The sequence below is a fragment of the Schlesneria sphaerica genome (genome assembly GCF_044336245.1).
Lineage (GTDB): Bacteria > Planctomycetota > Planctomycetia > Planctomycetales > Planctomycetaceae > Schlesneria > Schlesneria sphaerica.
Genome location: NZ_CP172346.1, coordinates 4892693 through 4918350, shown reverse-complemented (window position 1 = coordinate 4918350; position 25658 = coordinate 4892693). Strand labels below are relative to the sequence as shown.

Sequence of the window (25658 nt, the reverse complement as noted above, 5' to 3'; positions counted from 1 at the left end):
AAACGTCGGACTGACCGGCAATTCGATAGAACTGCTTGAGACCTCTTGTTGCTCTGCAACCCAGGCGTCCAAAGCGACGTCTGGGCCACCCGGTCACCGACTGGGCTACTCGGCCCATTTCTGTCGAGAGACCGTTTTATTCCAGGTCAGCTGAGTCCGCGCATCGTGTGGCTACGCCGTTCGCGGTATGATGCCAATCTCGCCCACTGGGTGTGCCTTGCTTGAGAACAATTGATTTCCCCGCAACGTCCACAGGAACAGGAAGCTGATGACTGCTATTTTTCGATTTGCATTGATCCTCTCTGCCATGTTCGCCGCATTGCCCATCCCTGCCTTCGCGCAGGAGGTGAAGTGGCATGATGCTGCGTCGTTTGAGATCGAAGGGCGAGGTTGGACTCAGACGGAAGGGATATATGACCGCCTTCCTGATTCCGCCAAAAGCAAGGTTTCGCAGCAAGTCTGGGGTTTGAGCAAGAATAACGCGGGGGTCTGCATTCGCTTTGTCACCGACGCGGCAGTCGTTAATGCCCGGTGGTCGGTCACCAGCGATACGCTCGGGATGCCTCACATGCCCGCGACCGGTGTCAGTGGTATCGACCTGTATGCCCGAGCGGACGATGGCAAATGGCTGTTTGTCGGTAACGGCAGGCCTCATCATCAGGATAACAACCACGCCGCATTCACGTTCCGCGGGGGTGCAAAAGCGGGACGGGAGTGCCTGCTGTATCTGCCTGCGTACAACGGCATCAAGTCACTGGAGATCGCCGTGGCGCCGGGGGCTCACCTGGAGAAGCCGCAGCCCCGTCCGGAAGAGTTACGCAAGCCGATTGTCGTGTACGGCACCTCGATCGCTCAGGGAGGCTGTGCTTCGCGACCGGGCATGGTCTGGACCTCGATCCTGGGCCGGATGCTCGACCGGCCCGTCATCAACCTGGGCTTTTCAGGCTCGGGAACGATGGAACACCCCGTTGGAGAAGTGCTTGCCGAGATCGACGCGGCCGCGTTCGTCATCGACTGCATCTGGAACATAAGCGATGATCCTGCGATCTATCAAGAGCGAGTACGAAAGCTGGTGCACGCCATTCGCCAGCGGCACCCCGACGTGCCAATCCTGTTCGTCGGCCAGTCGGAAATTCACCCCGAGTCGCATCCGACAAAATCCACTCAAGGCCAGGAGGCGGCGGTGCACGCCTTACAGGCAGAAGGGATCAAAGGGCTCAGCACCTTCCCCGGCACGGACCTCGTCGGCGACGACGGCGAAGGGACCGTCGACGGTGTTCACCTCACCGACCTCGGCATGCTCCGGCAGGCACAGGCATTGTTCCCCATCGTCCAGGAAACGGTTCAGGGAAATTCCGGGAAAGGAAAATAATCGCCCTCCGGTGGGTCCCCGTACCCTAGCCGCATTCATCTTGCTGGCCTGAAAGGCCAACACAGATCAGCCCGGGGCAAAGCGCCGCGGCGAACGCCGCAAAGCGACGCCCCGGGTAGGCAAACCGGGTATCGACGCCCTGTAAGGGCATAAGAGACCCAAGAACGCCGCAACGGATCGAATTCGGTCCACAATACGTTTCGGGGTTCAACACATCGATCCAGATAACCCAACCACGTCGCAATCAATTCTGTCGCCCTTACAGGGCTGGAATCCATCGATCCCAACGAACCCGGGGCGACGCTTTGCGGTTGGCACCGCGTCGCTCTGCCCCGGGCTGGTTTGTTGATGCCTTTCAGGCATTCGAGAAAACCCCACTGCACAATGGGCCGGGGAGACCATGCACATTGGGGTGGGGTCACCAGACGTCGGTGACATCGCATGTCCGGCTGAATCCCTGCCGGCCCGACAGACCTGCTGGCAACAAGATAAAAGCCCATTCAGTTGCAGGAAACGGCTGCGTGGTTCAGACTGTGCCTTGATCGTGCCGCACTGTCATGTGAAGGCACTCGGACCTGGAATTTTCCACACGGAAGGACGTTTTAATATGGCTCGATTCAAGCTGCTCGCCTGCCTGGCGATTGTGTTGTCCTGTGCAGGATTGGGATGTAACCCGCAATCCGATTACAAGTCGGTCGATGAAGCCAAGAAGGCTCCTCCCCTTCCCGATCATGACCACGGTCATGGGGCCAAGGGTCCTCACGGTGGGGGGCTGGTCGAACTGGGTGCGGAAGAATATCACGCCGAAATCCTGGTCGATCATGACACGGAATCGGTCGTCGTCTACGTGCTCGGCAAAGACGCGAAGACCGATGAGTTTGTTGCTGCTCAGGACGTGACCATCGCCCTGGAAGGGAAAGAGCCTCTGACGCTGAAGGCCGCACCAAAGCCTGATTCCCCCGAAGGCAAGACCTCGAAATTCGCCCTCGAAGACCACGACCTGGTCCATGCGTTGATGGATGCCGGGTTCCTGCATGGCGACCTGCGGATCACCATCGGCGACAAGCCCTACATCGGTCACATTGACTACCATCTTGACGGCTCGTCCCACGACGAACATGGCCATGATGAACATGGTCACGACGAGAAAAAGCCGGAAGAAACGAAATAACTTCCTGCCTCCGAATGAAAAGCACTGTCTGACCGACCTCGATCAGACGGTGCTTTTTCTTGCCGGTCGACGGAATCGAAAGAAGAATGAAACGATGACTTCAATCAGGACGCCACGCGGGATACCGTCGTCGTCAGAACTTTGATGCATCGGTCGGTTCGCCCGCCCCAGTTGCCCAAACCTGCAGTTGTTCTCGTCCAGTAACCCCGCCCTTTCCCCGCGACGATGGGGGTCAGGGCCTGATCAGATTGGCTTGGAACATGCCGACTTGGCCCAATCAACTTTACATTGACGGAACCTGGGTCGATGGTGCTGAGGGTCGCACCTGGACTGTCGTAAACCCGGCAAACGGCTCGACACTCGCCGAAGTCGCTCTGGCGAGTCCCGCAGATGTCGACCGAGCTGTCCGGGCCGCTCGCCAGGCCTTTGACGAAGGCCCCTGGCCCCGACTCGATCCGCTCGTGCGGGGGCGGATGCTGTTCCGCCTGTCGGAAAAAATCCGGGCGAAGATCGACGAGTTGGCGCTGACCGACACCTTGAACGTGGGGAAGCCAATCCGCGATACGACCGGCTTTGATATCCCTTGTGCCGCAGACCTGTTCGAAAGCTACGCGGGGCTGCCCGACAAGATCGCCGGGAAGTGCTATGGCACCCTGCCCGACAACGTCACCATGCAGTTCCGCGAACCGATGGGGGTCATCGCGGCGATTGTCCCCTGGAACTTTCCGCTCACGAATGCGGCCATCAAACTGGCCCCGATTCTGGCGTGCGGCAACACCGTCGTCCTGAAACCGTCAGAAGTGTCTCCCCTGTCGGCACTCATGCTGGCCGAACTGGCTCACGAAGTCGGCATCCCGGCCGGTGTGCTGAATGTCATCCATGGCACCGGTGCGGAAGCGGGTTCTGCGCTCGTCAGTCATCCTCTGGTCGACAAGATCACCTTTACCGGTCGGCACCAGACAGGGGTGCAGATGCTGGAAGCGGCCAAGATCGGCATGAAGGGAGTAATGCTGGAACTGGGAGGGAAAACTCCGAGTCTCGTATTCCCCGACGCACCGATCGACCATGTCGTCAACGGAGTCATCACGGGGATTTTCTACAACCTGGGCCAGGTCTGTGTGGCGGGTTCTCGTCTGCTGGTCCATGAAGATCTGCATGATGATCTGCTGGAACGGATCGTCGCCAAGGTGCAGAACCTGCGGCAGGGTGACCCCACGGACCCGAGCAACCACCTCGGCTGCCTCGCCACGCCGCAACATCTGGCGACCGTCGATCAGTTCGTCGAAGGTGCGAAACTCGAAGGAGCTCGTTGCGTGCAGACGGGCACACGCTCATCCGACCCCAGGAACTGCTTCTATCCTCCGACGATCTTCGATCGCGTGACCTCGCAGATGAAGATTGCCCGGGAAGAAGTCTTCGGCCCGGTCCTCAGCGTGCTCACCTTCCGCAACGAAGAAGAAGCTGTACGACTGGCCAACGATTGCGATTTCGGCCTGATGGCCAACTTGTGGACCGCCGACGGAACACGGGCACTCCGCATTGCCCGTCACTTGAAGGCGGGACGGGTTGCCATCAATGGCGGCGGGGCCTTGCGTCCCAATGTCCCCGTCTTCGGCTACAAGCTGAGCGGCATCGGTGCGGAACTGGGTTACGAAGAAGCGGCACACGAATACATGAATTCGAAAGCCGTCATTTACTCTCTCGGAACGGAAAAATCTCCATGGCCGGAATAGGGGCTGATTCAGGACAGGACACACGAATTGGACTGCCGGTCACGGAACTCGACACACCGACTCTGCTGCTGGACCGGGCCGCCTCTGATCGGAACCTGGCGACGATGGCCGCCTATTTCCGGGATCGGCCTGCAAAGCTGCGTCCGCACTTCAAGAATCACAAGTGCGTGACACTCGCCAAACGCCAGATCGCCTCCGGGGCAATCGGGATGACCTGCGCCAAGCTGGCCGAAGCCGAGATCCTGGTGGAGCACGGGATTGAGAATGTCTTGATCGCCAACCAGATCGTGGGGACTGCCAAGACCAATCGCCTGGCCCAACTGGCAAAAAAGGCTCACGTCGCCGCCGCCGTCGATGACTTCGAGCAGGCCGTGGCAATTTCCCGTGCGGCGACCGCCGCCAGCTCTGTCGTCAACCTGCTCATTGAAGTCGACATCGGAATGGGTCGCTGTGGAGTTTCCCCCGGTGAACCCGCGCTGGAACTGGCACGACGCCTGACCGATCTGCCCGGCATTCGTTTCGCTGGAATTCAGGCTTATGAAGGGCATCTGGTCAATGTATTGGATCGGGCCGAGCGGACCACGCGCGCTCGTGCGGCGATGCAGCAGGCGGTCGATACGCGCCGTCTGATGGAAGGGGCGGGAATCCCCGTCGGCTGCATCAGCGGTTGCTCCAGTGCCACCTACAATTCCACCGGAGCACTGGAGGGTGTGGATGAAGTCCAGGCGGGAACGTATGCCACGATGGACGCCCAGTACCACCGGCTCGCACCCGAATTCGACATTGCCATGTCCCTGCTAGTCCGAGTCATCAGTCGGCCGGCCCCCGGCAAGGCGGTGCTGGATATCGGCGTGAAGGGGGCAGGCTGTGAGTTTGGCGTTCCGAAGATCCGGGATTACCCGGACGTCGAAATCCCGTTCTTTCTGGCCGAAGAGCACACCGTTGTGAACAACGCTCCCGACTGGAAGATCGGTGAGGTCATCCAGTTGATTCCGACCCACGCCTGCACGACGTGCAACCTGCATCGCGAGCTTGTTGTCCATGAGAACAACATCGTCGTCGACATCTGGCAGATCGAAGCGTCGGGTGAACTTCGCTGAGGAGGCGACGGTAACGCCCGGGTGACGCCCCAGCGAGGGGTCGCGGCCCCTGCGGAGCTCCGCTGACACCGCGACAACACCCTCACAACTTGCGATATTGACTTTAATCGCACTTATGAGTAACATCAAGACTCGTCGTGAGTCCCCCTGCGCCGAGATCGTTGATGAACGGGGATCAGGTTCAGTCGAAGTTGTTCAACCTGCTCAATTTGAGCAACTTCGAACCCATCGTTTCTCCCTGAAAACAGGGATGTTGCTCAACTTGTTCAACTTGCTCAAGGTTTTTTTCCGGCCGAGAATGATCGCGCGGGGGGCGGCAGGGCGAGTACAAGCGTCATGACGCCCGCAGTCCGGGGAAGATCCGGGATGGCGCAGCCTCGCACATTGCCCGCATATTCAAAGTACGGTGCGACACCGAGCCGATCCTGTTCTTTGACAATCAACAGACCCATCATCTGAAGAAGACCGGCGTCTCGTCACGATCGAATCTTCGTCTTGATGCCACGGCTTCGGAGTCTTCGAAGATGCCAAGTATGACCGTCCCTGAAACACGCCAGAGCACTGCATGACCGGGGACGGTCATACAGTGGCATTTGAGATCTCTCGACAGTACAGGAGAGCGTTTTCTCGATCGCGCCTTCATGCCACTGCTTCGCAGTCTTCATTCAAGCAGGTTTACCCTGCTTCTGATGCAAACCAGTTCTGAAACAAGCCAGAGCACTGCATGACCGAGGACGGTCATACAGTGGCATATTCCGCAATCTTATGGGGTTGTCTGGCCATCGGTTGCCTGATGACCTGTCATACTCTCAATCACAACGCGATAAAAAATCGGTGTCAGGTGCGACTTGTCGACCTGCCCATGGCGTGACTTCCAGACACTGCACCCCGGTTCCCACCATTCGGGGTGTGCCTGAAGTATCTGCCATGCACGTTGACGTTCATCCGACATATTGACGGGGTGTGAATCTTGCTCACGGATTTGCACCCCGGCACCTGAGACAGAACGCTCTGGCCGCCGCTGGGATGCATCATTCGGCTCAGGAATTTCTCCGAGTTCCTCAAACCGCCCCGTGATGATGACACTCGTCCAATCATAGACCCCGTTGATCTCATCGGCTTCGACACAAACACGAGGATTACCCCGCATCCATTCGATTTTTTGCCCCAGAGTCGTGAATCCATAAAGCGAATGAGTGGATTCATGCAGCCCAAGATAGACCGGAACGAGATAGGGTTGATTCTCATGAGCGCAGGCCAGCCGTACGAGGCGATTGCGGCGGAGCACTCGAAAGCATTCCTCCTGAGACAATTCGCGAATCAGCATTACCAATCCCCTTTCCACTTCCGGTCAGCGTGAAGGTGAAATTCGGTCCCGATCGATCTGGCGAGGCATCTCAGCAGTACGTCGCCTCCCACAAATGGGGGTCCTACTCGACGGATCTCTGTTTCGTCGATCAGCAAACCAGAGAACCGTGACCAGAGCGGGGCAACGAACCTGTAGAGGAGAAGCCATTTCGCATCATACGACTCCGCAGCCCGACATGGGTAGCCTCTTTCCCCACTCGAAGCGAAGAGATCGGCGAGGAAAGCCACGTGACATCTGGACGAGATACTGTGGAGTCAACTGCGGAGGCCAGTCTCACGTCTCATATTCCGCAGGGGACGCCGTTATGAGCCTGAGTTTTGTTTGATTCCCGTCACGTTGACGCCGCTGCCGATCAGCAGATTCTGGTTGTAGACCCAGCGATAGATCGCCCCTGTTTTTTCGGGGGGCAGCAATCGCAAGTCCGTAAAGCCAGCGGCCTCAAACCATGACAGGAGTTCCGCTTCGGTGTGGTGGTACTGGTACTGGGGAGCAAACCAGTCGAAGGTATCGCAGACACGGTTTTCCCGGTTGGGATGAGCACTGAAATTCACGACCTTGTTCAGGACTTTATTGACCACTGGAATTCCTCCCAGCCAGCCTCCCCATTCGCACCACCGTTCCAGTTTTTCCGGTGCCATTTGCGTGGTATGACGACGAAGACTTGTATTGAGCCGCTCCTGCCACCACTGATTGCGGCGGTAGAGCCAGACGGAATAGCGTCCTCCCGGTTTCACGAGTTTCGCGACCGCGTCAAACACCGACCGTGTGTCGGCATCATGATGCATGACCCCAATCGAAAACACAAAGTCGAACGAAGCAGGCTCAAGCGGCAGTTGCTTGAGATCCGCCTGCAGAAACGAAACGTTCGGCAGATGAGCGCAAAGTTGTTTTGCCTTGGAGACGGCCCGACTGTGATCGGCGCCGATCACGGTCGCACCGGCTTCTCCGCAGACTTTGCTGTAGCGTCCTCCGCCACAACCGGCATCGAGCACTTTCAGCCCATGAAGGTCCTCCAGGCGAACGCCTGTCTTCGCCTGAAATGTGGCACGGTCCTCATCGTCATGGGCAACTTCGTATTTCGTCCACTGCCGACCGAAACTGGCCAGATGCTGATCCTGAATGAAGCGGGGAATCCCCTCCTCAAGCGGGACACACATCCCGCAGCCGCTGCACTGAAGGGAGTCGCTGCCCGCTTGAAATGCCGCTCCACAACCAGTGCAGCGCAGAAGTTCCACAAGGCCGGGCGAAATCTCGCCACGGGTCGATCGATGAGCCGATTCCAAAGGAGTGTCCTGACTGCAACAAATAGATAACGGCAACCTGTTCGCCAGTCAAAAGTGTCATCCACTTGTGTCGCGGGAGCAACATCACCGCAAATTTTTCCCTCACCCTGCGCGACAGAAAGTCCCGGTCGCACAACGATCTGCAGTCGCACAGAGCGACGTTCGCGCCAGAGCGAAGATGAAGCACTTCGGCGGCACTCACCACGGCCCGACAGCGCTCAGATGTCGAGCAGGACGGTAACAGGTGGCGCCTACGAATTCCGGTTCACGGGGGTGCTGCCCCCGCCACCAGTTTGAAATCGCTATCTGGAAGACTATCATTCGGAAACGTTTGCTTTCCTCCCACCGCAAAGGAAATCCCGCCCGTGAGTTCACTTGCCATCCTCGCTTCGAACGCCAAGTCACAGCTCGATGCCCACACCTACGAAACGGTGCAATGGCATTTCCACGAATCAACCGGGAGCCCGTTCTGGCTCGAAAAAGCAAAGACCTACAATTTTAACCCGCTCAAAGAGGTCAACTGCTTCGACGATCTGAAGAAGTTTCCTCTGTTTGAAGATGAGTGGCTGCGCGGTGGGCCCATCAGCCGCTGGATCCCGAAAGGCCTGGCCGGAAAACCTGCCTATGTCTTCGAGACCGGTGGAACGACCGGCATTCCCAAAAGCCGAATGGTCATCGAAGACCATTGGATCGATTACGAGAACTTCAGTCACACGCTGCCCGACGAATATTTCCCGAAAGGGGCGAACTGGCTGATGCTGGGCCCTTCCGGCCCACGTCGTCTCCGTCTGGCCGTTGAACACCTCGCTCAATACCGTGGTGGCATCTGCTTCTGTGTCGACCTTGATCCTCGCTGGGTCGTCAAGCTGCTGAAGAAGGGAAAGATCAAGGAAGCCGAAGACTACAAAGAGCACGTCATCGATCAGGCCCTGACCATCCTTTCGGCAAACCACAACATCCAGTGCGCCTTCATGACGCCCAAGCTGCTGGAAGCACTGGCCATGCGGCTGATTGATGAAGGGTCGAGCATTGCCGAGAAAGGGATCAAGGGGATCTTTGCGGGTGGTACCGAGTTCACCCCACAGTGGTACCGAACCTGTCGCGAAGAGTTGCTTGGTCCCGATGTCTACATCACCCCGACCTACGGGAACACGTTGATGGGTCTGGCCTGCGGCAAGCCCTTCGATCCTGCGGACAACTACAAGATTACCTATTACGCTCCGCAGCCTCGCGCGGTCATCGAAACGGTCGACTTCAAAGACTACAACCAGCTTGTCGGCTATGGAGAGACCGGACGCGTGAAGCTCTACACGATGACGAAAGAGCTGTTCATTCCTGGCTTCATGGAACGGGATGAAGGGGAACGCGAGATGCCCCACGAGAAATATCCCTGGGACGGCATCAGCGGCACCCGCCCCTTCCACGAGTACGCGAAGACCACCACCGTCGGTGTCTATTAATCGCGTCAGGCATCGAGAAAACCAGAGTCCGCGGGCCGATCATGCTGTATGAAGGCCCGCGACTTCGTGCATTCACTGGCGGCATCTTTCTGTGAGGGCTGAGTCATGTTTGATATTCCCATTCTTCGCTTCGGTCAGACCTACGAGTCAATGGAAAAACAACCGGTCGTGCACTTCGACACGGGGGAACCAGTGGCGCAGCTCCATCAGGCCACCGGAGCCATGGTCAAACTGGACCTGAAGAAATCACAGAAAGCCCGCGAGGCCCTGCGATCACTGTCGATCGCGCAACTGATCGGCATTTGCAAGTCCGCAGCAAAGCTCTATCTGGAAGAAACTCTTCCGTGCGGCAATGGGTCGCTCTCACCCGAAGAGTTCTGTCGAATGCAGTCCGCGACGACCGGACTTCCCGAACATATGTGCGCGACGAACATGCGCAAGAACGCATTCGTCCTCGGACACATGGACGAAGTTCTCGACGCACTGACACGCGGCCTTCCCTACGAGATTCTCGAAAAGGGATACGGAAAAGAATCACGGGGTGTCATGGTTTCCTTCCAGGCGACCACTCCCGTTTTCGGTATGGTGCTGCCGAATAATTCACCCGGAGTTCACACGCTGTGGCTGCCTGCGATTCCGATGCAGATCGGACTGTGCATCAAGCCCGGCTCACAAGAATTCTGGACCCCTTATCGAATCACTGAAGCCTTCTTCAAAGCGGGACTGCCGCGCGAAGCCATTTCGGTCTATCCCGGTGGCCATGATGTCGGGGGGGCGGTCATGACCGACTGCCAGCGAGCCATGATTTTCGGTGGCCAGAACACCGTCGATCAGCACGCGGGAAATCCTCGCATTTCCGTCCACGGCCCCGGCTTTTCCAAGATCATTCTCGGCGACGACGTCGTGGACCGTTGGGAAGAGTACATCGATCTGATGGTCGACAGCGTCATCGCCAACAGCGGTCGAGGCTGTATCAATGCCAGCGGAATCTGGGCTTCGCGCCATACCCGTGAGATTGCCGACGCGGTCGCACAGCGTCTGGGCCCCATCGCACCACTCCCCCCGAACGACCCGAAATCGGCTCTCGCCGCATTCACCACTCCTGGTGTAGCTGACGCGATGAATGCTCAGATTGACGAAGGTTGCCAGGCCGAGGGTGTCACGGAAGTCACCGCCAAGTATCGTCAGGGAAGCCGACTCGAAAAGCGAGAACGGTGCGACTACCTCCGTCCTACCGTTGTGCATTGCACCGGCCCCGATGTCCCTCTGGCGAATACCGAGTATATGTTCCCGTTCGTCTCGGTTGTTGAATGCCCGCAGAACAAGATGCTCAGCCAGATCAAGCAGACTCTGGTCTGTACCGCACTGACCGAAGATCCCAAGTTCAAGCAGCAGTTGCTCGACGCGACCAACATTGACCGCTTGAACATTGGCAAGGTGAAGACCATGCAACTGAACTGGCTTCAGCCGCATGAAGGGAACATTGTCGACTTTCTCTTCCGGAATCGCGCGTTCCAGGATACTCCACCCGCTGCACACTGATGCGGGCGAAGTCAGTCGTCTAACGTCACTGTCTCATAACAGGATTCCCGTGAGAACCACAGAATTTTGTCGCGTCTGCTGGTGTGCCCTGTTCTGTTGTCTGAGCATGGCGCTGGCGTCGATGGCCAGCGCCGGGGAAAAAGGGATTGCCGACTTTCCCCGGCTCTCGGCAGAGAATGACTGGCCCTGGTGGCGAGGTCCACAGCGGAACGGGATCGCCAGTAGCGCACCGGTTCCGACAACATTCAGTGAAACGCAGAACCTGGCCTGGAAAGTCCCCGTACCCGGCCGGGGACATGCATCGCCCACAGTCGTCGGGACCCGCATTTTTCTCGCTACGGCCGACGACAAACAGCAAGTGCACTCGATCCTGCGGTTTGATCGGAAAACAGGGAAGCAGCTTTGGAAGACAGACGTCAACCAGGGTGGTTTCCCCGAGAAAAATCACGAGAAGAACACCGAAGCGACACCTACCATCGCCAGTGATGGCGAGCGGGTGTTCGCAACGTTCTACCATCATGACAAGATCGAGTTACTGGCTCTCGATTTCGAGGGTCAGTTGATCTGGAAGAAGGATGTCGGCCCGTTCTATCCGAAGATGTACGAATACGGATACGCCCCTTCACCCATCCTCTATCAGGACACGGTGATCGTCGCAGCCGAATATGATGGTGATGATTCGTTTCTCACGGCCTTCGACCGGAAGACCGGCGAACGACGCTGGCGAACCGCTCGACCACGAATGGTGTCGTATTCGTCCCCGGTCATTGGCAATGTCGCGGGCAAGGATCAACTGCTGATCAGCGGAGCGCTGAAAGTCAGTTCCTACGATCCCGTCGATGGCAAGGCCCTGTGGTCGATCGAAGGGACGACCGCCGCAACGTGCGGGACAATGGTCTGGGAGGGAGACACCGTGTTCGCCAGTGGCGGATACCCAAAATCCGAGACCATCGCCGTGAAAGCGGACGGCAGCGGCAAGGTCGTCTGGAAAAACAACCAGAAATGCTACGAGCAATCGATGCTCGCGCATAAGGGGTATCTCTACGCTCTGACCGACAACGGCATTCTATATTGCTGGCGGGCGTCTGACGGCAAGGAGATGTGGAAAGAGCGGCTGAAAGGTCCGATCAGTGCTTCTCCCGTGCTGGCGGGGGATCACATCTATTGGGCAAATGAACTCGGCACGATGTACGTCTTCCGTGCCAACCCCGACAAGTTCGAACTGGTAGCTGAGAATCAGATCGGCACAGACTCGTTCCCCAGCCCGGCAATCTGTGGCGGTCAGATCTTCCTGCGAGTCGCCACCGGGACGGGGACGGAACGTCAGGAATGGCTCTATTGCTTCGGCGGACAGGACTGAACGCCCGCAAGGCCACTACCGATCGGTCGCTGTCAGCAGGCACCCAGTGTGATTTCCTCGCCACAGTGAAACTCACTCGCCACAGTGAAACTCACTCGCCACAGTGAAACTCAGGAGTCCAGCGACGTTCAGCAGGTAGCATCACGGACAGCATCAGGTGCGGGAGTAACACTTCTGTCGTGGATCAGGCCACACGGGCCGCCTGGTTCAGTCGGTTCATTGCAGAGCTTTCGACTGAGACGGGGGCCGCATCCTGATCAAACTCCGTGTCGAGCACACCTTCTCCACGAGACCCCTTCGTCGACAGGCCTCGATGACGTGAGAACAGGCACAGAATCGAAGGGAGCATAATCAGCGACACAAACATGCACGATCCCACCCCAATCGTGAGAACGGCTCCCAGACTGTACAGACCGCGGTGGGCCGAGATCATCATGCTTCCGAAACCGACCATCGTCGTTGTGGACGTCATCACGATGGCGTTAATCGTACTCGGCGACGGACAGTACACTTCATTCGGCTTCGAATGAAAGTCATGCATGATATGCACCCCATTATCCACGCCAATTCCCAGAATGAGCGGCAGGATGATGAGGTTCGCCGGGTTGAGGGGAATGTCGAGGATCACCAGCACACCACAACTGATTCCCAGCCCCACCACGGGAGGAAACATCGCCAGGATCGTATCCATGACGGCCGTCCGCCCGAGGAAGAGCGACAGGACCAGGGTCATCACAGTAAAGACCGCCAGAAGGAGACCGGGGTTGTACTGCAACTGCCCCGTCACCATCAGAATTCCCGCGATGAGGGCCATCACCGCAGGGGGGAAGAATGTCCAGAACAATTGATTTCGGGTAGAAAAGTCCATGACCAGCGTGACGAGAATCACACCGAGTGCATATAACGCACAGATCTCATAGCTTCGCTTGATCTGACGAGCTGCTTCGTAATTCTGCAGCGGCGTTCCTGTCGCGTCGGCATCCACTGTCCGAACGTCGTGCACGAATCGCTGCAGCGGTTCCATATCCCAGATCTGATCCTTGGGGAAAATCTGCAACAGCCATTTTCCCTGCGGACTGACAAATCGCGACCTCAGTTCGATCGGCAGATCGTCTGCCGTCACAGGCTCGGGATTCGAAGCCGAAGCGATGGCCTGAAACTGTGCCAGAAGTGCGTAGGCCATGCGATACTGGAATTCGCCCAGGAACTCCATTTGTCGCTGTAGCGACTCTTCATCCAGTGCATTCAAGATCGAGTCGATCGAACTGGCAATCCGTTGCGATTCCGGGTCACGACGCGACTTGAGCAGATCATAGAGTTTTTCCAGGGCCCGACCATTCGCGGCGGGCATAGCCGCCTGGGGCTCGGGAGGTGCCGCAGGAAGCTGAGACAACTGCGCATGGTAGCCCTGAATGAGCAGCCGTTTGGCCTCGGGCAGGGATTCTGGGATGCGTGTCGCAAGTTCCTGTACTTCGCGAACAGTCGGCAGCTTTTCAAACTTCTTTTTGAGTTCTCTCGCCTCCTCTGGAGAGTCAGCAATGGAAAGGGCATAGAGCAGCGAATGCTTGGAAGACTCGAAAATGTGGTTCTGTGCTTCGACCGATTCCAGTCCTTCAGCCTGAAGGTGCAGGAGATTATGATCATAAACGACGAGTGGCTTCGGCACTGGCCCTGACCAGTCGAAGCTCCGATAACCGATGAAACCCAGGAAAACCGCGGACGCCGTGAGGATGACCCAGGGATAATTCAAAATGGCGGCACGCAGAGTTCGCGCTTCGAAGGGTTTGGGCAGTTCCAGCAGTTCTGTCCGACGATCCGCCACGGCGATGGCGGCGGGAAGAACGGTGAACGCCGCCAGTGCACACAGCAGAATGCCTCCCCCGGCGATCACTCCCAGTTCCGCAACCCCCAGGAAATCAGTCATCGTGGCGCAGAAAAACGCCAGCGATGTGGTCACGGCCCCTGTCACGACTCCAACGCCGACACCCTCGGTCGTCGCCACAATCGCCTCGATCAGACCCATTCCCTGATGCCGTAGCTCCAGATAGCGGGACAGGATATGCACGGCGAAGTCGATTCCAAGCCCCATCAACATCGCGGCGAACGACACTGACAGGATGTTCAGGTGGCCAATCATCAGCGTCGTGTAGCCGAATGACCAGGCCATCCCGACCGCAAGCATAAACAGTCCGAGGAATGGATGTAGAAATCCACGGAAGCCGAGAAACAGCAGAATGGCGACACCCACGAACGAAATGACCGAGGCGGTGGTCGAGTCAGCCATCGACCGCCGCATTTCGTCATTCTCGAGAACCGAGATCCCGGTCAGCAGGAACTTCACGTCCGGGAACTTCTGCTGGGCGTCAGCCAGCAATTTCCGGACAGCGTCGATGGCAAGAGTCGGTCCCTCAAAGGACCCCTTGTCCTGCACGGCCGAAGCCATGACGAACCCCATCGTCCCTGTCTCATTCAACATATAATCAGACTGCTTCCCCTGCTCTTCCATCTCGTCCGGCACGGACAGAATTTCAGGCCAGGGATTCGTAAAGCGGTCACCGTCCTGCATCGTGTTCTGCAAACTTGTGATGAGCAGGTCCGTATGATGCAGGAGTTGTTTTTCCATTTCCGGATCGTTTTTGACCCGAGACAATTGGCTTTGAAGGCGTGTGACGACACCATCAAGCGTAATCAGACCCCAGTTGCCATTGAGAATGGGTCGGAACGACTCCAATCGTTCTAGTCCATTGGCGAGGGTCTTCGCGGGCAGGTACTGCAGCCCCTTCTCCGGAAGTTTCCCCGGATCAATCCGATAGAGTACGTTGCTGAACAACTTCGGTTGACCGGCCAGACGGGAACCGACATCGTCGATGGCTTCCTTCAGCGCCTCGCTGCGATTGCTTTCGATGACAACGATGATGTCGTCGAATTGACCGAAGTCCTTGGTGTAATTAATCCAGCGCTGATAGAAACCCGCCTCGGGATTGATCAGATCGGACCGGTCTGTCTTGAAATTCAGTCGCTGCGTCGTGAGATAGACGCAAAACACGGCCGACAGGACGACGATCCCGATTGTCCACCAGGCGCGACGAGCACACAAACCGGTCAAGGAACCAAGCGATTCCGTGAGAACGGATTTTGAAGGGGGTTCTTTGACTTCTTCCGACATTCAAACGTCTCGGCAATCTGGTTCAATTGTGGCGACAGGAATGATATCGGTAATTTTCCGATCATCGCAAGCGGTCTCATCACCAGATAGGTAAACCAGATAACCTGGAACATCAGTTTCAAATCGCGAAAGTGGGAAACCGGCAATTTTCGGCGAGAGAGGCTCCCCCCATTGGGGCCAGTGACCGCCCCCGCAACCTCGTCCACGGCCACCAATCTCGCTGAGAAATTTCTCCTGGACCGATGCATCAGCAGAGGGATTTCTCAGAAAAGCAACTACTCCGTACCGAGCGAGGTGCATGAAGAATTCTCGGGGCGACCTCAATAGACTACCCAGTCACCCTGATAAAACCACATGGTTTACGAAGCACAGCCCCTATCACAGGTAACTTGCCTGAACGGGTGGATTCGTTCGGGATGCCGCCCGATAACTCCTCAGCCCGGGAACGATGCGAAAGCTGACTCACCGGGAGAGATTGATTCGGCGGTCCGCGTGGATCTGCTCACTGGGAGACGAGGTTCCCGGCAGACCAGCCTGCCCCGCGCAGCACCCGAGACTTTCCACCATGACCATCATGTGGGGAGACGGCTGGCAATCCTTGCAGAAGAGCTACCCAACTACTGACGTATTCAAACAGACTGCAAGGTTTCCCTGGACTGCTGGATCGAATTCTCACTCGCCGTCGTTGAACCACTCTCGGTTCGACGACGGCGATTTTTTTATACTGCTGCAAGACTCTGCAGGTATGCGGCAACATCGCCCAAGGTTAGTGAAGCTCTGCCCGCGATCAGCGCATTATCCCACCGCCACCAACTTCGGCTTCCCGCAGAGAACATTTTCTACCGCTGATTCTGCCTAGACATTACGTTGCGAAACGGGATTCGTGAGACGACAGGTTCAGCGGCATGCCGATTGCTATCCTCGGTTCTGTGATGTCAAAAAACACTGACTTACAGAATAAATCTCATGATCGCAGCTTCCCCCCAATACGAATTCACGCACGTGGAGCACCGCGAGCTTGAGTATCTCTTGCTGGGGGATCTCAGGCAGATCCTGGAAGAGCCTGAAGGGCCACATACCGCCTGCTGGCTGTTGGCCATTCTCGACATGATTCTCGTGGGACGTCCTCGGCTTCGCCGGGCGGTCTACCTTCCAGTGCGAGTTCCGGAAGATCCCTACCAGCCACGCACTATGGAAACGAGATCACTGATCGAAAAGCTGAGACGCCTACGCGATCGGGTGGCTCATCGTGCAGGGCACGCGGCACTGGCCAATGAAATCCGCGATGAACTTCGAGAAGTCATGCTCGACCGCATGAGCTCCGCCGGCTGTTTGTTTGACGCCTGAGACGGCCCAGCGAACATCCCGTCGGTCCGCCCCCGGGGGTTCTTTCGCCAGACTGCCGCATTCGCTCGGGATTCTTCTCAGCCCACAAAGCGCCGGCCGGCCACACCTCCCTGCACATCTCTCCAAAGAACAGACCGACGCAGCGAAGGTAACTCAGAAGCCCCCTCACTACGTCGTGAAATGCCCGTTCAGTAAGCTCAGTCTGCCAGAGCGTTTGTGAAATCGGCAATCAGATCGTCAGGATGTTCGATCCCCACGGAAACACGCAGCGTCGAATCGGTGATTCCCGCTTCCCGGCGTGCGGCTTCTGACATGGAAGCATGGCTCATCGAGTCTGGGTATTCGATGAGTGACTCCACACCGCCCAGGGATTCAGCCAGTTGGAACAATTTCAGACGTTCGACGACCCGCTCAACGGCAGGACGTCCGCCGTCGATTTCGAAACTCAGCATCGCGCCGAAACCTGACTGCTGACGCTTGGCCAGTTCGTGCTGTGGATGATCCTCGAGACCGGGATAGTAGACGTGCTTGATCCGGGCGTGTCCGTCGAGGAACCTCGCCAGGGCCATTGCACCTCGCTGGTGAGCTTCCATACGGGGACCCAGGGTTTTCACGCCGCGGAGCACCAGCCAGGCATCGAAGGGGGAACAACCGAGGCCCAACGCATTGACGACATAGCTGATTTTTTCAGCATGCTCTTTGGACTTCGTAACGACGCAGCCACCCACCACGTCCGAATGGCCATTCAGGTATTTCGTCGTTGAATGCACAACGATATCAACCCCATGGTCGAAGGGTCGCTGGAAATAGGGAGAAAGGAACGTGTTATCGGCGATCGTGATCGCCCCGGCTTCCCTGGCGACTTTCGCGATTGCCGACATATCGACGATGTTCAGCAGGGGATTGCTTGGGGTTTCGATCCAGACACATTTGGTTTTCGGAGTGATCGCCTTGCGAACTTCCTCGGGATCGCCCATCCGGACGAAGACGAAATCGATTCCCATGCTGCGGAAAACCGCGTCGAACAGACGGTACGTACCGCCGTAAATATCGTGACCGGCGATAATCTGATCACCGGGCTTGAAAAGGTGCATCGTCGCCGTGATCGCCGACATCCCGGTACAGGTGGCTCGGCAGTCGATTCCACCTTCCAGGGCGATAATGTTTTCTTCGAGAGCACGTCGCGTCGGATTGCCACTGCGCGTGTAGTCAAATCCGCGATGCGTTTTCAGATCGTCCCAGCGAAACGTTGAGGACGGATAGATCGGAGTGGTGGCACTATTGAAAGTTGAGTCTTTATCCACACCTACGTGGACACACCGGGTCTCAAACTGCATGTATACAATCCTTCAACGGTTCGACGGCACAATTTGGCCGATATGGTAAGGCCGAACTTCGGGAACAACAATCCCGGGGCTGACAATCATCGACACACAGGCATTCGAGATGGTTCATCGCGTCCGATTGCGCGTTCAATGCCTGATCAACCTGGAAAATCGGCTCGGGTGACTCAAAACATCGTGTGACAGTCGCCTCTGATCCGCCGCCACGCTAATCTAGGCACACGAATACTACTCTTTTGACTGATTCTGGAATCTGCTTGTGACAACGCCGACTGCATCGCTTCCGCCGTCATCTGAAATGCAATCACGCCTCGAGTTTGGAATCCGCGTCGCACGCGAGGCCAGCGAACTTATCCTGCGGTACTACCAAGCCACCGATCTGGCCGTGGAGCGTAAGGGGGATTCTAGTCCCGTCACAGAAGCCGACAAGGGAGCCGAACTGCTAATTCGTAAGGAATTGGAGCTCGCCTTTCCAAACGACGCGATCCTTGGCGAAGAGTTTCCCGACAAGGTCGGCACGAGCGGATTTCGCTGGATTCTGGACCCCATCGATGGAACCAAATCCTTCATCCACGGTGTTCCGCTGTTCGGGACACTCATTGGGGTTGAATACGATTCGCGCTGCGTCATCGGTGTCGTTCGCTTCCCTGCCCTCAACGAAGTCGTCTATGCCGCGAAAGGGTCAGGCGCCTGGTGGCAGATCGGCGATCGGGAACCCAGACGGGTGCGCGCCTCTGACGTCAACACCTTTGACGAAGCGACGTTCTGTACGACGAACATTACCCGCTGGCAGAAAATCGGCCGTGCCGACACCCTTCAGACGCTGCTGGATTCGGTCAAGCTCGCCCGGGGATGGGGTGACTGTTTCGGTCACATGCTGGTGGCAACCGGCCGTGCTGAACTGATGATCGACCCCTCGATGAATCCCTGGGATGCCGCGGCGCTGCTGCCGATCGTGGAAGAAGCGGGGGCGTGCTTCGTCGACTGGAAGGGCGATTCGACGATTTACGGCGGAAACGGCCTTTCCGTGGTGAACGGCCTCAAGGATCAGGTCCTGGGCCTGCTGAGAAAAACGTACGAGATCGACGGTGAGAACTTCAACACCCTGGAAGAATTCTACGACGAGATCGAGCGGGTCCTGATTCCGGGGGTGGCATGGGGTCGTAATCTCGACGCTTTCAACGATCTCCTGCGAGGGGGTATGGGAACTCCTCCCGGCGGGTTTATCCTTCGTTGGAAGAATGCCGCCAAATCCAAGGTTCGACTCGGATTTGTCGAGACAATCCGTCAGCTGGAAGCGCGACTGAAGAATTGTCACCCCGCCAATCGCTCGGTCGTACAGCAGGACCTGAAACTTGCCCGTTCCGGGCACGGAGCCACCGTCTTCGACTGGCTGGTCGAAGCCATCCGGGATCATGGAGCCGACGGAAAAGAACCTGACGATGGCGTGGAACTCATTCTTGAGTAAATGAACCGAAATTGTCCGACAGGAGTCCGAGCATGGCAGGATGCCAGCGACGCAATTTGGCCACGCTCATTCTGGTGACATTCATTTGTCGCGTGGCATGGGCGGCCAGCCTTGAAACGGGACAGGACGAGGCCTACCACTACCTCTACACGGTTTATCCTGACTGGAGCTACTTCGACCACCCTCCCATGCTGATGGTGGTCGCTCGACTGGGAATTGCTGCTTGCGGAGGATGGCTGCATCCCGTCTCCATTCGGCTTGGCTTTATTCTGCTGTTTGCAGGCTCAACCTGGGTCATGTACCAGTGGACCAGGCGCTTCTATGGCGAACGCGCGGGGTTCTACGCCGCGCTCGCTCTCAACCTGAGTGCATACTACACGGCCGCAGCAGGAGCGTTCGTACTCCCAGACGGACCGCTCCTGTTCTTCGCATTACTGACGATGTGGGCTGTCAGCGAAGCTCTGATTACCTCTCCGGGCAAACTCCTTCCCTGGGTCTGGGTGGGGCTCGCCTGTGCGGGAGCCATGCTCAGCAAATACCACTCGGTCTTCCTTCCCCTCGGAACACTGGCTTACGTCCTGGCAACCCCTTCCGCACGCGGGAACCTCCGAACTCCCGGTCCCTACCTTGCCGCGGCCATTGGTTTTCTCGGACTTGTTCCGGTCCTGATCTGGAACTCGCAACATGACTGGGCGTCGTTCGCATTCCAGAGCTCACGTGCCGTAGGACTTCAGTTCCGGCCCGAGGGCCTAGCTCTGATGCTCTTCGGTCCGATGGGATTTCTGTTCCCCTGGATCTGGTACTCATTCGCGCTGATACTGGTGACACGGATCCCCCGACTGAGAAGCGCAACGGGAATCGACCGACTTTTACTGTTCATGGCTCTGCTTCCTCTCGTTCTCTTTACGGCGGTCGCCTGTATCCGACCGATCCTTCCACACTGGCCCCTGTTCGGTTTTCTGCCACTGTACCCCCTGGTCGGTGCGGCCTGGGCCGAAAAATCCCTGAGCCAACCGGTCGTGGTTCGTCGCTGGATCATCTTCATGTCGACCGCATTGATCCTCATCGCGGGAGCCTTCCTGACACAAGCCCGCTTCGGACTCGTCCAGTTCCCGTTTCGCGATCCCTGCATCGAAATCAGCGGCTGGGAATCCGTGGGTGAGGAACTGCGAACCCGAGGAATCGTCGATCGCCCCGACACATTCCTGTTTACCGATCGGTGGTACGAGAGTGGCGAGCTGGCATTCGCCGTCCGCAATCGAATTCCCGTCACCTGCTATAAAAAGGGAGACGCACGCGGCTTTGCTTTCTGGAGTCGTCCCGAAGACTGGCTGCACAAGGATGGAATCCTGATTGATTCAGATCGGCGTCCAGACCTGATCGAGGAATACCGCCCCTACTTCCGCGAAGTCGAAGCACTGCCCTCCATTGAAATGAAACGAGGTGGCCGACTTTTCCGCGTCCTCAATGCCTATCTGTGCCGCGATCAGATCCGGCCCTATCCGTACACCTATGTCCGCAAATCTCCAGAGAACTTTGAGCAACGCTTGCCGTAGACTCCACCTCTCCTGTTAGAATTCAATGGCTCTGTGTGCGAGCACTCTCGATCATCGGGTGTTGTGAACACCCCCCATTGGAAGTGACTCAACAGCATCGGCGATTCTTGACCCTCTTTCAGCAGAAGAGCACCACGAGTCCCTGATGAGTTCGAGTAGCAATCGATCACGGACGCCCATCAATCAAGTCTTAGTCATTCGCAGGTTTCAAGAGAGACTGTCTGGAGTTTGCTCATGAGTGGTCACGAAGAAGCAACGAGTTCAAAAGCGGGCGCCGGGATTCGTCTGGGCACGAAGCGAGAAGACCTGCCTGTGAACAAACTGTTTCGGGCGCTAATCGAATTTAAAGGTTCCGACTTGCACCTTCAGGTCGGTAAGCCGGCCATTCTTCGCGTCAAAGGGACCCTTCAGGCACTCGATATGCCGCCCATTGACGAAGAGAAAATGCGCGAGCTCTGCTGGCCCCTGATGGACGAACGAAACCAGGAAATTTTCAACAACACAGGGGGTGCCGACTTTGCTCACGTCGTCGAGCACAAAGGCGAATCCTGGCGATTCCGCGTGAACCTGTTCATTCAGATGAGCAAAATGGGAATGGTGACTCGTAAGGTCGAGCGCAGCATTCCCAACTTCGAAGGTCTGTTCCTTCCCCCCGTTCTTGAACAACTCTGTGTCTACGACCAGGGGATGGTTCTGCTGGCCGGGGTGACGGGTTCCGGTAAATCGACCACCATCGCGTCGATGCTCGACTGGGTGAATCGCAACCACCGCAAGCACATTCTGACCATCGAAGACCCTGTCGAATTCGTCTATCAGGCCGACAAGTGTCTGATCAATCAGCGAGAGCTCGGTCAGGACGTTTCAGACTTCCATACGGCAATGAAACACGCGGTGCGAGAAGACCCCGATATCATGCTGGTGGGGGAAATGCGAGACCGTGAAACCTTCGAAACGGCAATGCACGCTGCCGAAACCGGGCACCTTGTGTTCGGTACGATTCACGCGTCGTCCGCACCTTCAACCATCGGCCGTATCCTGGACTTGTTCCCCCAGGCCATGCACCGCGCGCTGCGATCGTCCATGGGCTTCAACATGAAGGCGATCGTTGCTCAGAAGCTGCTGCCAACGATCATGGAAAAGCCAACTCGTGTTCCGATCATCGAGATCATGATCTTCAACGGCACGATCCGCAAATTGATCCTGGAAGAACAGGACGAAAAACTTCCCGCGGCGATTCGAATCGGCAAGGACGAAGGGATGCAGCAGTTTAACGACAGCTTGTATCACTTCGTGACGAAAGAGTTTGTCAGCCGCGCGGCCGCCTTCGAAATCAGCCCCAACGTGGAAGAATTGAAGATGATGCTCAAGGGGATCAACGTCAAATCGGCCGGTATTCTCTAGACCGTTGCTGATTGCCATCTCGACCTCGTCACTCTCATCGTGGCGAGGTCTTTTTTTTGACTGGATCAGAACGGAATGAGATCGCGCCTCAGCCACCGCTCGAATCCTCAGACACCCGGGACCTAGAAAGAGTGGTCCCACTGGTCGCCGATCCCTTTAATGCGGATGGGCGAAAATTGAAATTGAACCCGTCCCAGCACCTCAGCAGGCCTGTCAAAGTATTCCTGCAAGAGCTTTTCGAGCGCAGGATCGACTTCACCTTCTGAACGTGGCTGAAAGTGAGATAGGATCAGTAACTGGTAGGTTCCCGCCTCAACCTCCACGCGAAATTCCCCCCGCTCGTCCGTGGTCGCCGCGGTTCCTCCCAGCGCCTTGATCGCCGCATCTGCAACCCCTTGATCGGCCGGACTGTCGGCGGGCCGAAACCCGACGGACGAGAGTTTGACGGTCCCCACCCGTTCAGCAGGAAAGAGAATCAGCCGCGCTCCCCGATCCGGCTGACTGCCTCCTTCGGGGGTCTTATACAGAATGCGTCCGGTCAACTCGCTTACGGGGAGCGGGTCCGTCTGCGATGTCACAACTCCCTGCGAAGTTGGCCAGCCCACTTCAAGGATTCTTACGAACCGCTCCGTCAACATTCCCGCCACGAACAGCGCGGCACAGATCACCACCGACCTCAGCGGAGCTGCATTCGGCCGCGACGTAAGTGGCAATGTCCGGTGTTCGTCCGAAGACAGGCCGGGCTGTCCCGTAGACGCACCGGCCTGAGCTGACAGGACCGCCAGTTCTTCCAGTAGCCCTCGTTCACTGCCGACATCCACTGCCGAGCCGGGCGAAAGTGACGCATTGACGGGAGGAACAATCACGACCGGCGTCGGAGGGAGTGGAACTTCGATTGGAATCGGTTCGGGCAGCGGCTGGGGAATCTGATGCTCAGCAGAGCCATCATCCAGTGGATCCGCTGAGGCCGAACGTACCGGAACATCCTGCTCGGCAGGAAGGTCAACCAGTCTCGCCAACTCGTCGAGTGCCCGTGCCAGATGAGCATCTTCCTGATCGAGGACAGGCGCCTCGACCGGGGCAACGGTCCCCTCCGCCACGGGAACGCGGATGGACTGGCCGCACGTCGGACAGTCGACGAGCCCCCCTGCCTGGGCTCGAGAGATTCCCAGAAACTGATGACAGTAGTTACAGCGGAATTTGATCGGCACGGTGACTCACTATCGCAAGAGGCCCGCGTGCCTCCTCACGGGTCGCCCACGGACTTCAATCACAATTGGCGGCCGTCTTACAAGACCGCTGGCAGATCATCAGAACTCGAGAGAACCACAAGCCGTCTTCGGTGATCTCACGATTTAGGAGGCAGAGGAACACGGTACTCTGATCTCTGACCGTCTTCAATCCGCACAGGAAGCAGCCGCTTGGGAACAAGTGGTCTTCCGGCACATCGTGCAGCGCCGCCTCCCTTTGTTCACCGTTTCTACGAAGACTGACTGATGACCACAGACTTACTTCCTGCATCTCACCTGCGGGACAGGCAAATCCATCTGCCCCCCGCCTTCCCGAGGGCGAGCCAGACCGCAGACATCATGGCGTGTCGGCACCACAGGATCAGCAACTCATGCAAAGCTCGGCAAATCGTCACGTCCCTGCGATCAGCCGCTCAATCGGTCGTCCCGAGCAAAGCTTCATGGGACGCCCAATGGGAGTAATGACTTCCTTTTCATAATCGACACCCAGACGTCCAAGAATCGTCGCGTAAAGGTCTGCAACTTCAATCGGGTCTTCTGGACGCGTTTCATCGCCATGGGGGTCAGTTGCTCCGATCAGCCCTCCCTTGCGGAGTCCTCCCCCGCCGACCAGACACGAAAATCCACTCGGCCAGTGGTCTCGTCCGCCCAGCGGGTTGATCGTCGGAGTCCGACCAAACTCGCCGGTCACGAGTACAATCGTCGACTGGAGCAGATCCCGCTCGACAAGGTCCTTCAGCAAAGTCGCAAGTGCGGGATCGAGAGTCCGGGCCCGAGCCGCCTGTACCTCGTGATTATTCGCATGAGAATCGAACCCTGACAGTGAAACTTCGATCGACCGAACACCGACTTCCAGCAGTCGACGTGCAACCAGACAGCCACGTCCGAACGGGGAATCGCCGTAGGCAGCGCGCAGTTCCGCCGGTTCAGACTCGATGGAAAAGGCTTTGAGCTGTTCTGAGGTCATCATGCGCAGCGCCGCATCAACGGTGTGCTGGTGCAGCGTCTGCTCGGCCTTCGCCCTGCGACCTCGCTCGAAGGATTTTGAAATCAGTTCGAGATTGGCCAGTCGCCGCCCCTGACGTTCCTGACTGACGAGCGGCTTGATATTCTGGCCCGTTTCACCCGGGTTGAAGACACGGTAAGCGTCGAACCTGTCTCCGAGGAAACCACCGCGCGGAGGAAATTCGGCCGCACCGAGGGCCACGAACTGCGGAATCTCAACCCCATCACTGGGCCGTTCATGGATGGCGATCGAGCCGATACTCGGATGGACGAGCGTCGGTTCCGGTCGATATCCCGTGTGAAGCATGTACGACGCCCGCTCGTGGTCACCTTCATTGGAGACGAGCGACCGGATCAACGAGACGTGGTGCAGTTGTTCCGCCACCTGAGGATACAGATTCGCGATTTCGACACCCGGAATGGTCGTCGGTATGGCGGTGACATCCCCGCCGATTCGCGTCCCCGGGTGAGGATCCCATGTCTCCAGTTGACTTGGCCCACCCCCCAGCCAGATCGTGAGAAAGGATTTCGCCCGCTCATCCCCCCGCTGGTCCGCCGCACGCAAATCCAATCCCGGCACGGCGAACGACAGCCCGCAGGCGGATGCCATCAGCCGCAAAAAGTGCCGTCGAGAAGGTTGGTCAGACATTCGAAATGATCCTGTTCCTTCCCTCGTGTCAGAGGTCCGGATGTGGGTAAAGGGATTCGCCGTGAAAGCAGACAGTTCGGACG

The 25658-nt window shown here is 57.5% G+C and carries 17 protein-coding genes; 11 read left to right on the top strand and 6 right to left on the bottom strand.

Annotated elements, in window-relative coordinates; all coding sequences use genetic code 11:
* Positions 1-268 precede the first annotated feature (268 nt).
* The 4 genes from ACGY09_RS17930 (at position 269) to ACGY09_RS17915 (ending at position 5376) form a co-directional block, all read left to right on the top strand.
* On the top strand, positions 269-1372 hold the full coding sequence (locus ACGY09_RS17930; protein WP_397568801.1) for an SGNH/GDSL hydrolase family protein: 1104 nt from the start codon (positions 269-271) through the stop codon (positions 1370-1372).
* 607 nt (positions 1373-1979) lie between these two features.
* Positions 1980-2543 (top strand): hypothetical protein, encoded by a 564-nt coding sequence (locus tag ACGY09_RS17925; protein ID WP_373653611.1) that lies wholly within the window; start codon positions 1980-1982, stop codon positions 2541-2543.
* 260 nt (positions 2544-2803) lie between these two features.
* Positions 2804-4276 carry an aldehyde dehydrogenase family protein gene (locus ACGY09_RS17920; protein WP_397568800.1) on the top strand — a complete coding sequence of 491 codons (1473 nt, stop codon included), beginning with the start codon at positions 2804-2806 and terminating at the stop codon, positions 4274-4276.
* Positions 4264-5376, top strand: coding sequence for a DSD1 family PLP-dependent enzyme (locus ACGY09_RS17915; protein WP_397568799.1), 1113 nt, complete (start codon positions 4264-4266; stop codon positions 5374-5376). The genes ACGY09_RS17920 and ACGY09_RS17915 overlap by 13 nt, the downstream gene beginning before the upstream one ends.
* A gap of 763 nt (positions 5377-6139) precedes the next feature.
* Here the strand turns inward: ACGY09_RS17915 and ACGY09_RS17910 are convergent.
* Positions 6140-6703: a pyridoxamine 5'-phosphate oxidase family protein gene (locus ACGY09_RS17910; RefSeq protein ID WP_397568798.1), complete on the bottom strand. Its 564-nt coding sequence runs from the start codon at positions 6701-6703 to the stop codon at positions 6140-6142.
* A 344-nt stretch (positions 6704-7047) separates the two neighbouring features.
* Entirely contained in the window at positions 7048-8028 is a 981-nt protein-coding gene (locus ACGY09_RS17905) for a methyltransferase domain-containing protein (protein ID WP_397568797.1), read from the bottom strand.
* A gap of 365 nt (positions 8029-8393) precedes the next feature.
* On the opposite strand from ACGY09_RS17905, the gene ACGY09_RS17900 reads away from it, so the two are divergent.
* The 3 genes from ACGY09_RS17900 (at position 8394) to ACGY09_RS17890 (ending at position 12390) form a co-directional block, all read left to right on the top strand.
* Complete coding sequence (locus ACGY09_RS17900; protein WP_373653616.1) at positions 8394-9488, top strand: hypothetical protein; 1095 nt, start codon at positions 8394-8396, stop codon at positions 9486-9488.
* A gap of 105 nt (positions 9489-9593) precedes the next feature.
* Entirely contained in the window at positions 9594-11030 is a 1437-nt protein-coding gene (locus ACGY09_RS17895) for an aldehyde dehydrogenase family protein (protein WP_373653617.1), read from the top strand.
* A gap of 49 nt (positions 11031-11079) precedes the next feature.
* Complete coding sequence (locus ACGY09_RS17890) at positions 11080-12390, top strand: PQQ-binding-like beta-propeller repeat protein (protein WP_397568796.1); 1311 nt, start codon at positions 11080-11082, stop codon at positions 12388-12390.
* Between the two features lie 184 nt (positions 12391-12574).
* Here the strand turns inward: ACGY09_RS17890 and ACGY09_RS17885 are convergent, their stop codons facing one another.
* Positions 12575-15556: an MMPL family transporter gene (locus ACGY09_RS17885; RefSeq protein WP_397568795.1), complete on the bottom strand. Its 2982-nt coding sequence runs from the start codon at positions 15554-15556 to the stop codon at positions 12575-12577.
* Positions 15557-16522: 966 nt separating this feature from the next.
* On the opposite strand from ACGY09_RS17885, the gene ACGY09_RS17880 reads away from it, so the two are divergent.
* Positions 16523-16903 (top strand): hypothetical protein, encoded by a 381-nt coding sequence (locus ACGY09_RS17880; RefSeq protein WP_373653620.1) that lies wholly within the window; start codon positions 16523-16525, stop codon positions 16901-16903.
* Positions 16904-17100: 197 nt separating this feature from the next.
* Here the strand turns inward: ACGY09_RS17880 and ACGY09_RS17875 are convergent, their stop codons facing one another.
* Positions 17101-18240 carry a PLP-dependent aspartate aminotransferase family protein gene (locus ACGY09_RS17875; RefSeq protein ID WP_373653621.1) on the bottom strand — a complete coding sequence of 380 codons (1140 nt, stop codon included), beginning with the start codon at positions 18238-18240 and terminating at the stop codon, positions 17101-17103.
* Positions 18241-18505: 265 nt separating this feature from the next.
* Here ACGY09_RS17875 and ACGY09_RS17870 point away from each other — a divergent pair, with 265 nt between their 5' ends.
* From ACGY09_RS17870 to ACGY09_RS17860, 3 genes are all read left to right on the top strand, one after another.
* The gene (locus tag ACGY09_RS17870; RefSeq protein ID WP_397568794.1) at positions 18506-19714 is read left to right on the top strand and encodes an inositol monophosphatase family protein; all 1209 of its coding nucleotides are present in this window, start codon (positions 18506-18508) and stop codon (positions 19712-19714) included.
* A 32-nt stretch (positions 19715-19746) separates the two neighbouring features.
* The gene (locus ACGY09_RS17865; RefSeq protein ID WP_397568793.1) at positions 19747-21270 is read left to right on the top strand and encodes an ArnT family glycosyltransferase; all 1524 of its coding nucleotides are present in this window, start codon (positions 19747-19749) and stop codon (positions 21268-21270) included.
* A 234-nt stretch (positions 21271-21504) separates the two neighbouring features.
* Positions 21505-22671, top strand: coding sequence for a type IV pilus twitching motility protein PilT (locus tag ACGY09_RS17860; protein ID WP_373653624.1), 1167 nt, complete (start codon positions 21505-21507; stop codon positions 22669-22671).
* Between the two features lie 122 nt (positions 22672-22793).
* Here ACGY09_RS17860 and ACGY09_RS17855 read toward each other — a convergent pair whose 3' ends face one another.
* Entirely contained in the window at positions 22794-23882 is a 1089-nt protein-coding gene (locus ACGY09_RS17855) for a hypothetical protein (RefSeq protein ID WP_397568792.1), read from the bottom strand.
* 430 nt (positions 23883-24312) lie between these two features.
* Entirely contained in the window at positions 24313-25575 is a 1263-nt protein-coding gene (locus tag ACGY09_RS17850; RefSeq protein WP_397568791.1) for a DUF1501 domain-containing protein, read from the bottom strand.
* Positions 25576-25658: the final 83 nt, after the last annotated feature.

What these genes read in the sequence shown, in the direction of transcription:
- ACGY09_RS17930 (WP_397568801.1), top strand. Translation starts at nt 269, where the DNA reads ATGACTGCTATTTTTCGATTTGCATTGATCCTCTCTGCCATGTTCGCC.
- ACGY09_RS17925 (WP_373653611.1), top strand. Translation starts at nt 1,980, where the DNA reads ATGGCTCGATTCAAGCTGCTCGCCTGCCTGGCGATTGTGTTGTCCTGT.
- ACGY09_RS17920 (WP_397568800.1), top strand. Translation starts at nt 2,804, where the DNA reads ATGCCGACTTGGCCCAATCAACTTTACATTGACGGAACCTGGGTCGAT.
- ACGY09_RS17915 (WP_397568799.1), top strand. Translation starts at nt 4,264, where the DNA reads ATGGCCGGAATAGGGGCTGATTCAGGACAGGACACACGAATTGGACTG.
- ACGY09_RS17910 (WP_397568798.1), bottom strand. Translation starts at nt 6,703, where the DNA reads ATGCTGATTCGCGAATTGTCTCAGGAGGAATGCTTTCGAGTGCTCCGC.
- ACGY09_RS17895 (WP_373653617.1), top strand. Translation starts at nt 9,594, where the DNA reads ATGTTTGATATTCCCATTCTTCGCTTCGGTCAGACCTACGAGTCAATG.
- ACGY09_RS17885 (WP_397568795.1), bottom strand. Translation starts at nt 15,556, where the DNA reads ATGTCGGAAGAAGTCAAAGAACCCCCTTCAAAATCCGTTCTCACGGAA.
- ACGY09_RS17880 (WP_373653620.1), top strand. Translation starts at nt 16,523, where the DNA reads ATGATCGCAGCTTCCCCCCAATACGAATTCACGCACGTGGAGCACCGC.
- ACGY09_RS17875 (WP_373653621.1), bottom strand. Translation starts at nt 18,240, where the DNA reads ATGCAGTTTGAGACCCGGTGTGTCCACGTAGGTGTGGATAAAGACTCA.
- ACGY09_RS17865 (WP_397568793.1), top strand. Translation starts at nt 19,747, where the DNA reads ATGGCAGGATGCCAGCGACGCAATTTGGCCACGCTCATTCTGGTGACA.
- ACGY09_RS17860 (WP_373653624.1), top strand. Translation starts at nt 21,505, where the DNA reads ATGAGTGGTCACGAAGAAGCAACGAGTTCAAAAGCGGGCGCCGGGATT.
- ACGY09_RS17850 (WP_397568791.1), bottom strand. Translation starts at nt 25,575, where the DNA reads ATGTCTGACCAACCTTCTCGACGGCACTTTTTGCGGCTGATGGCATCC.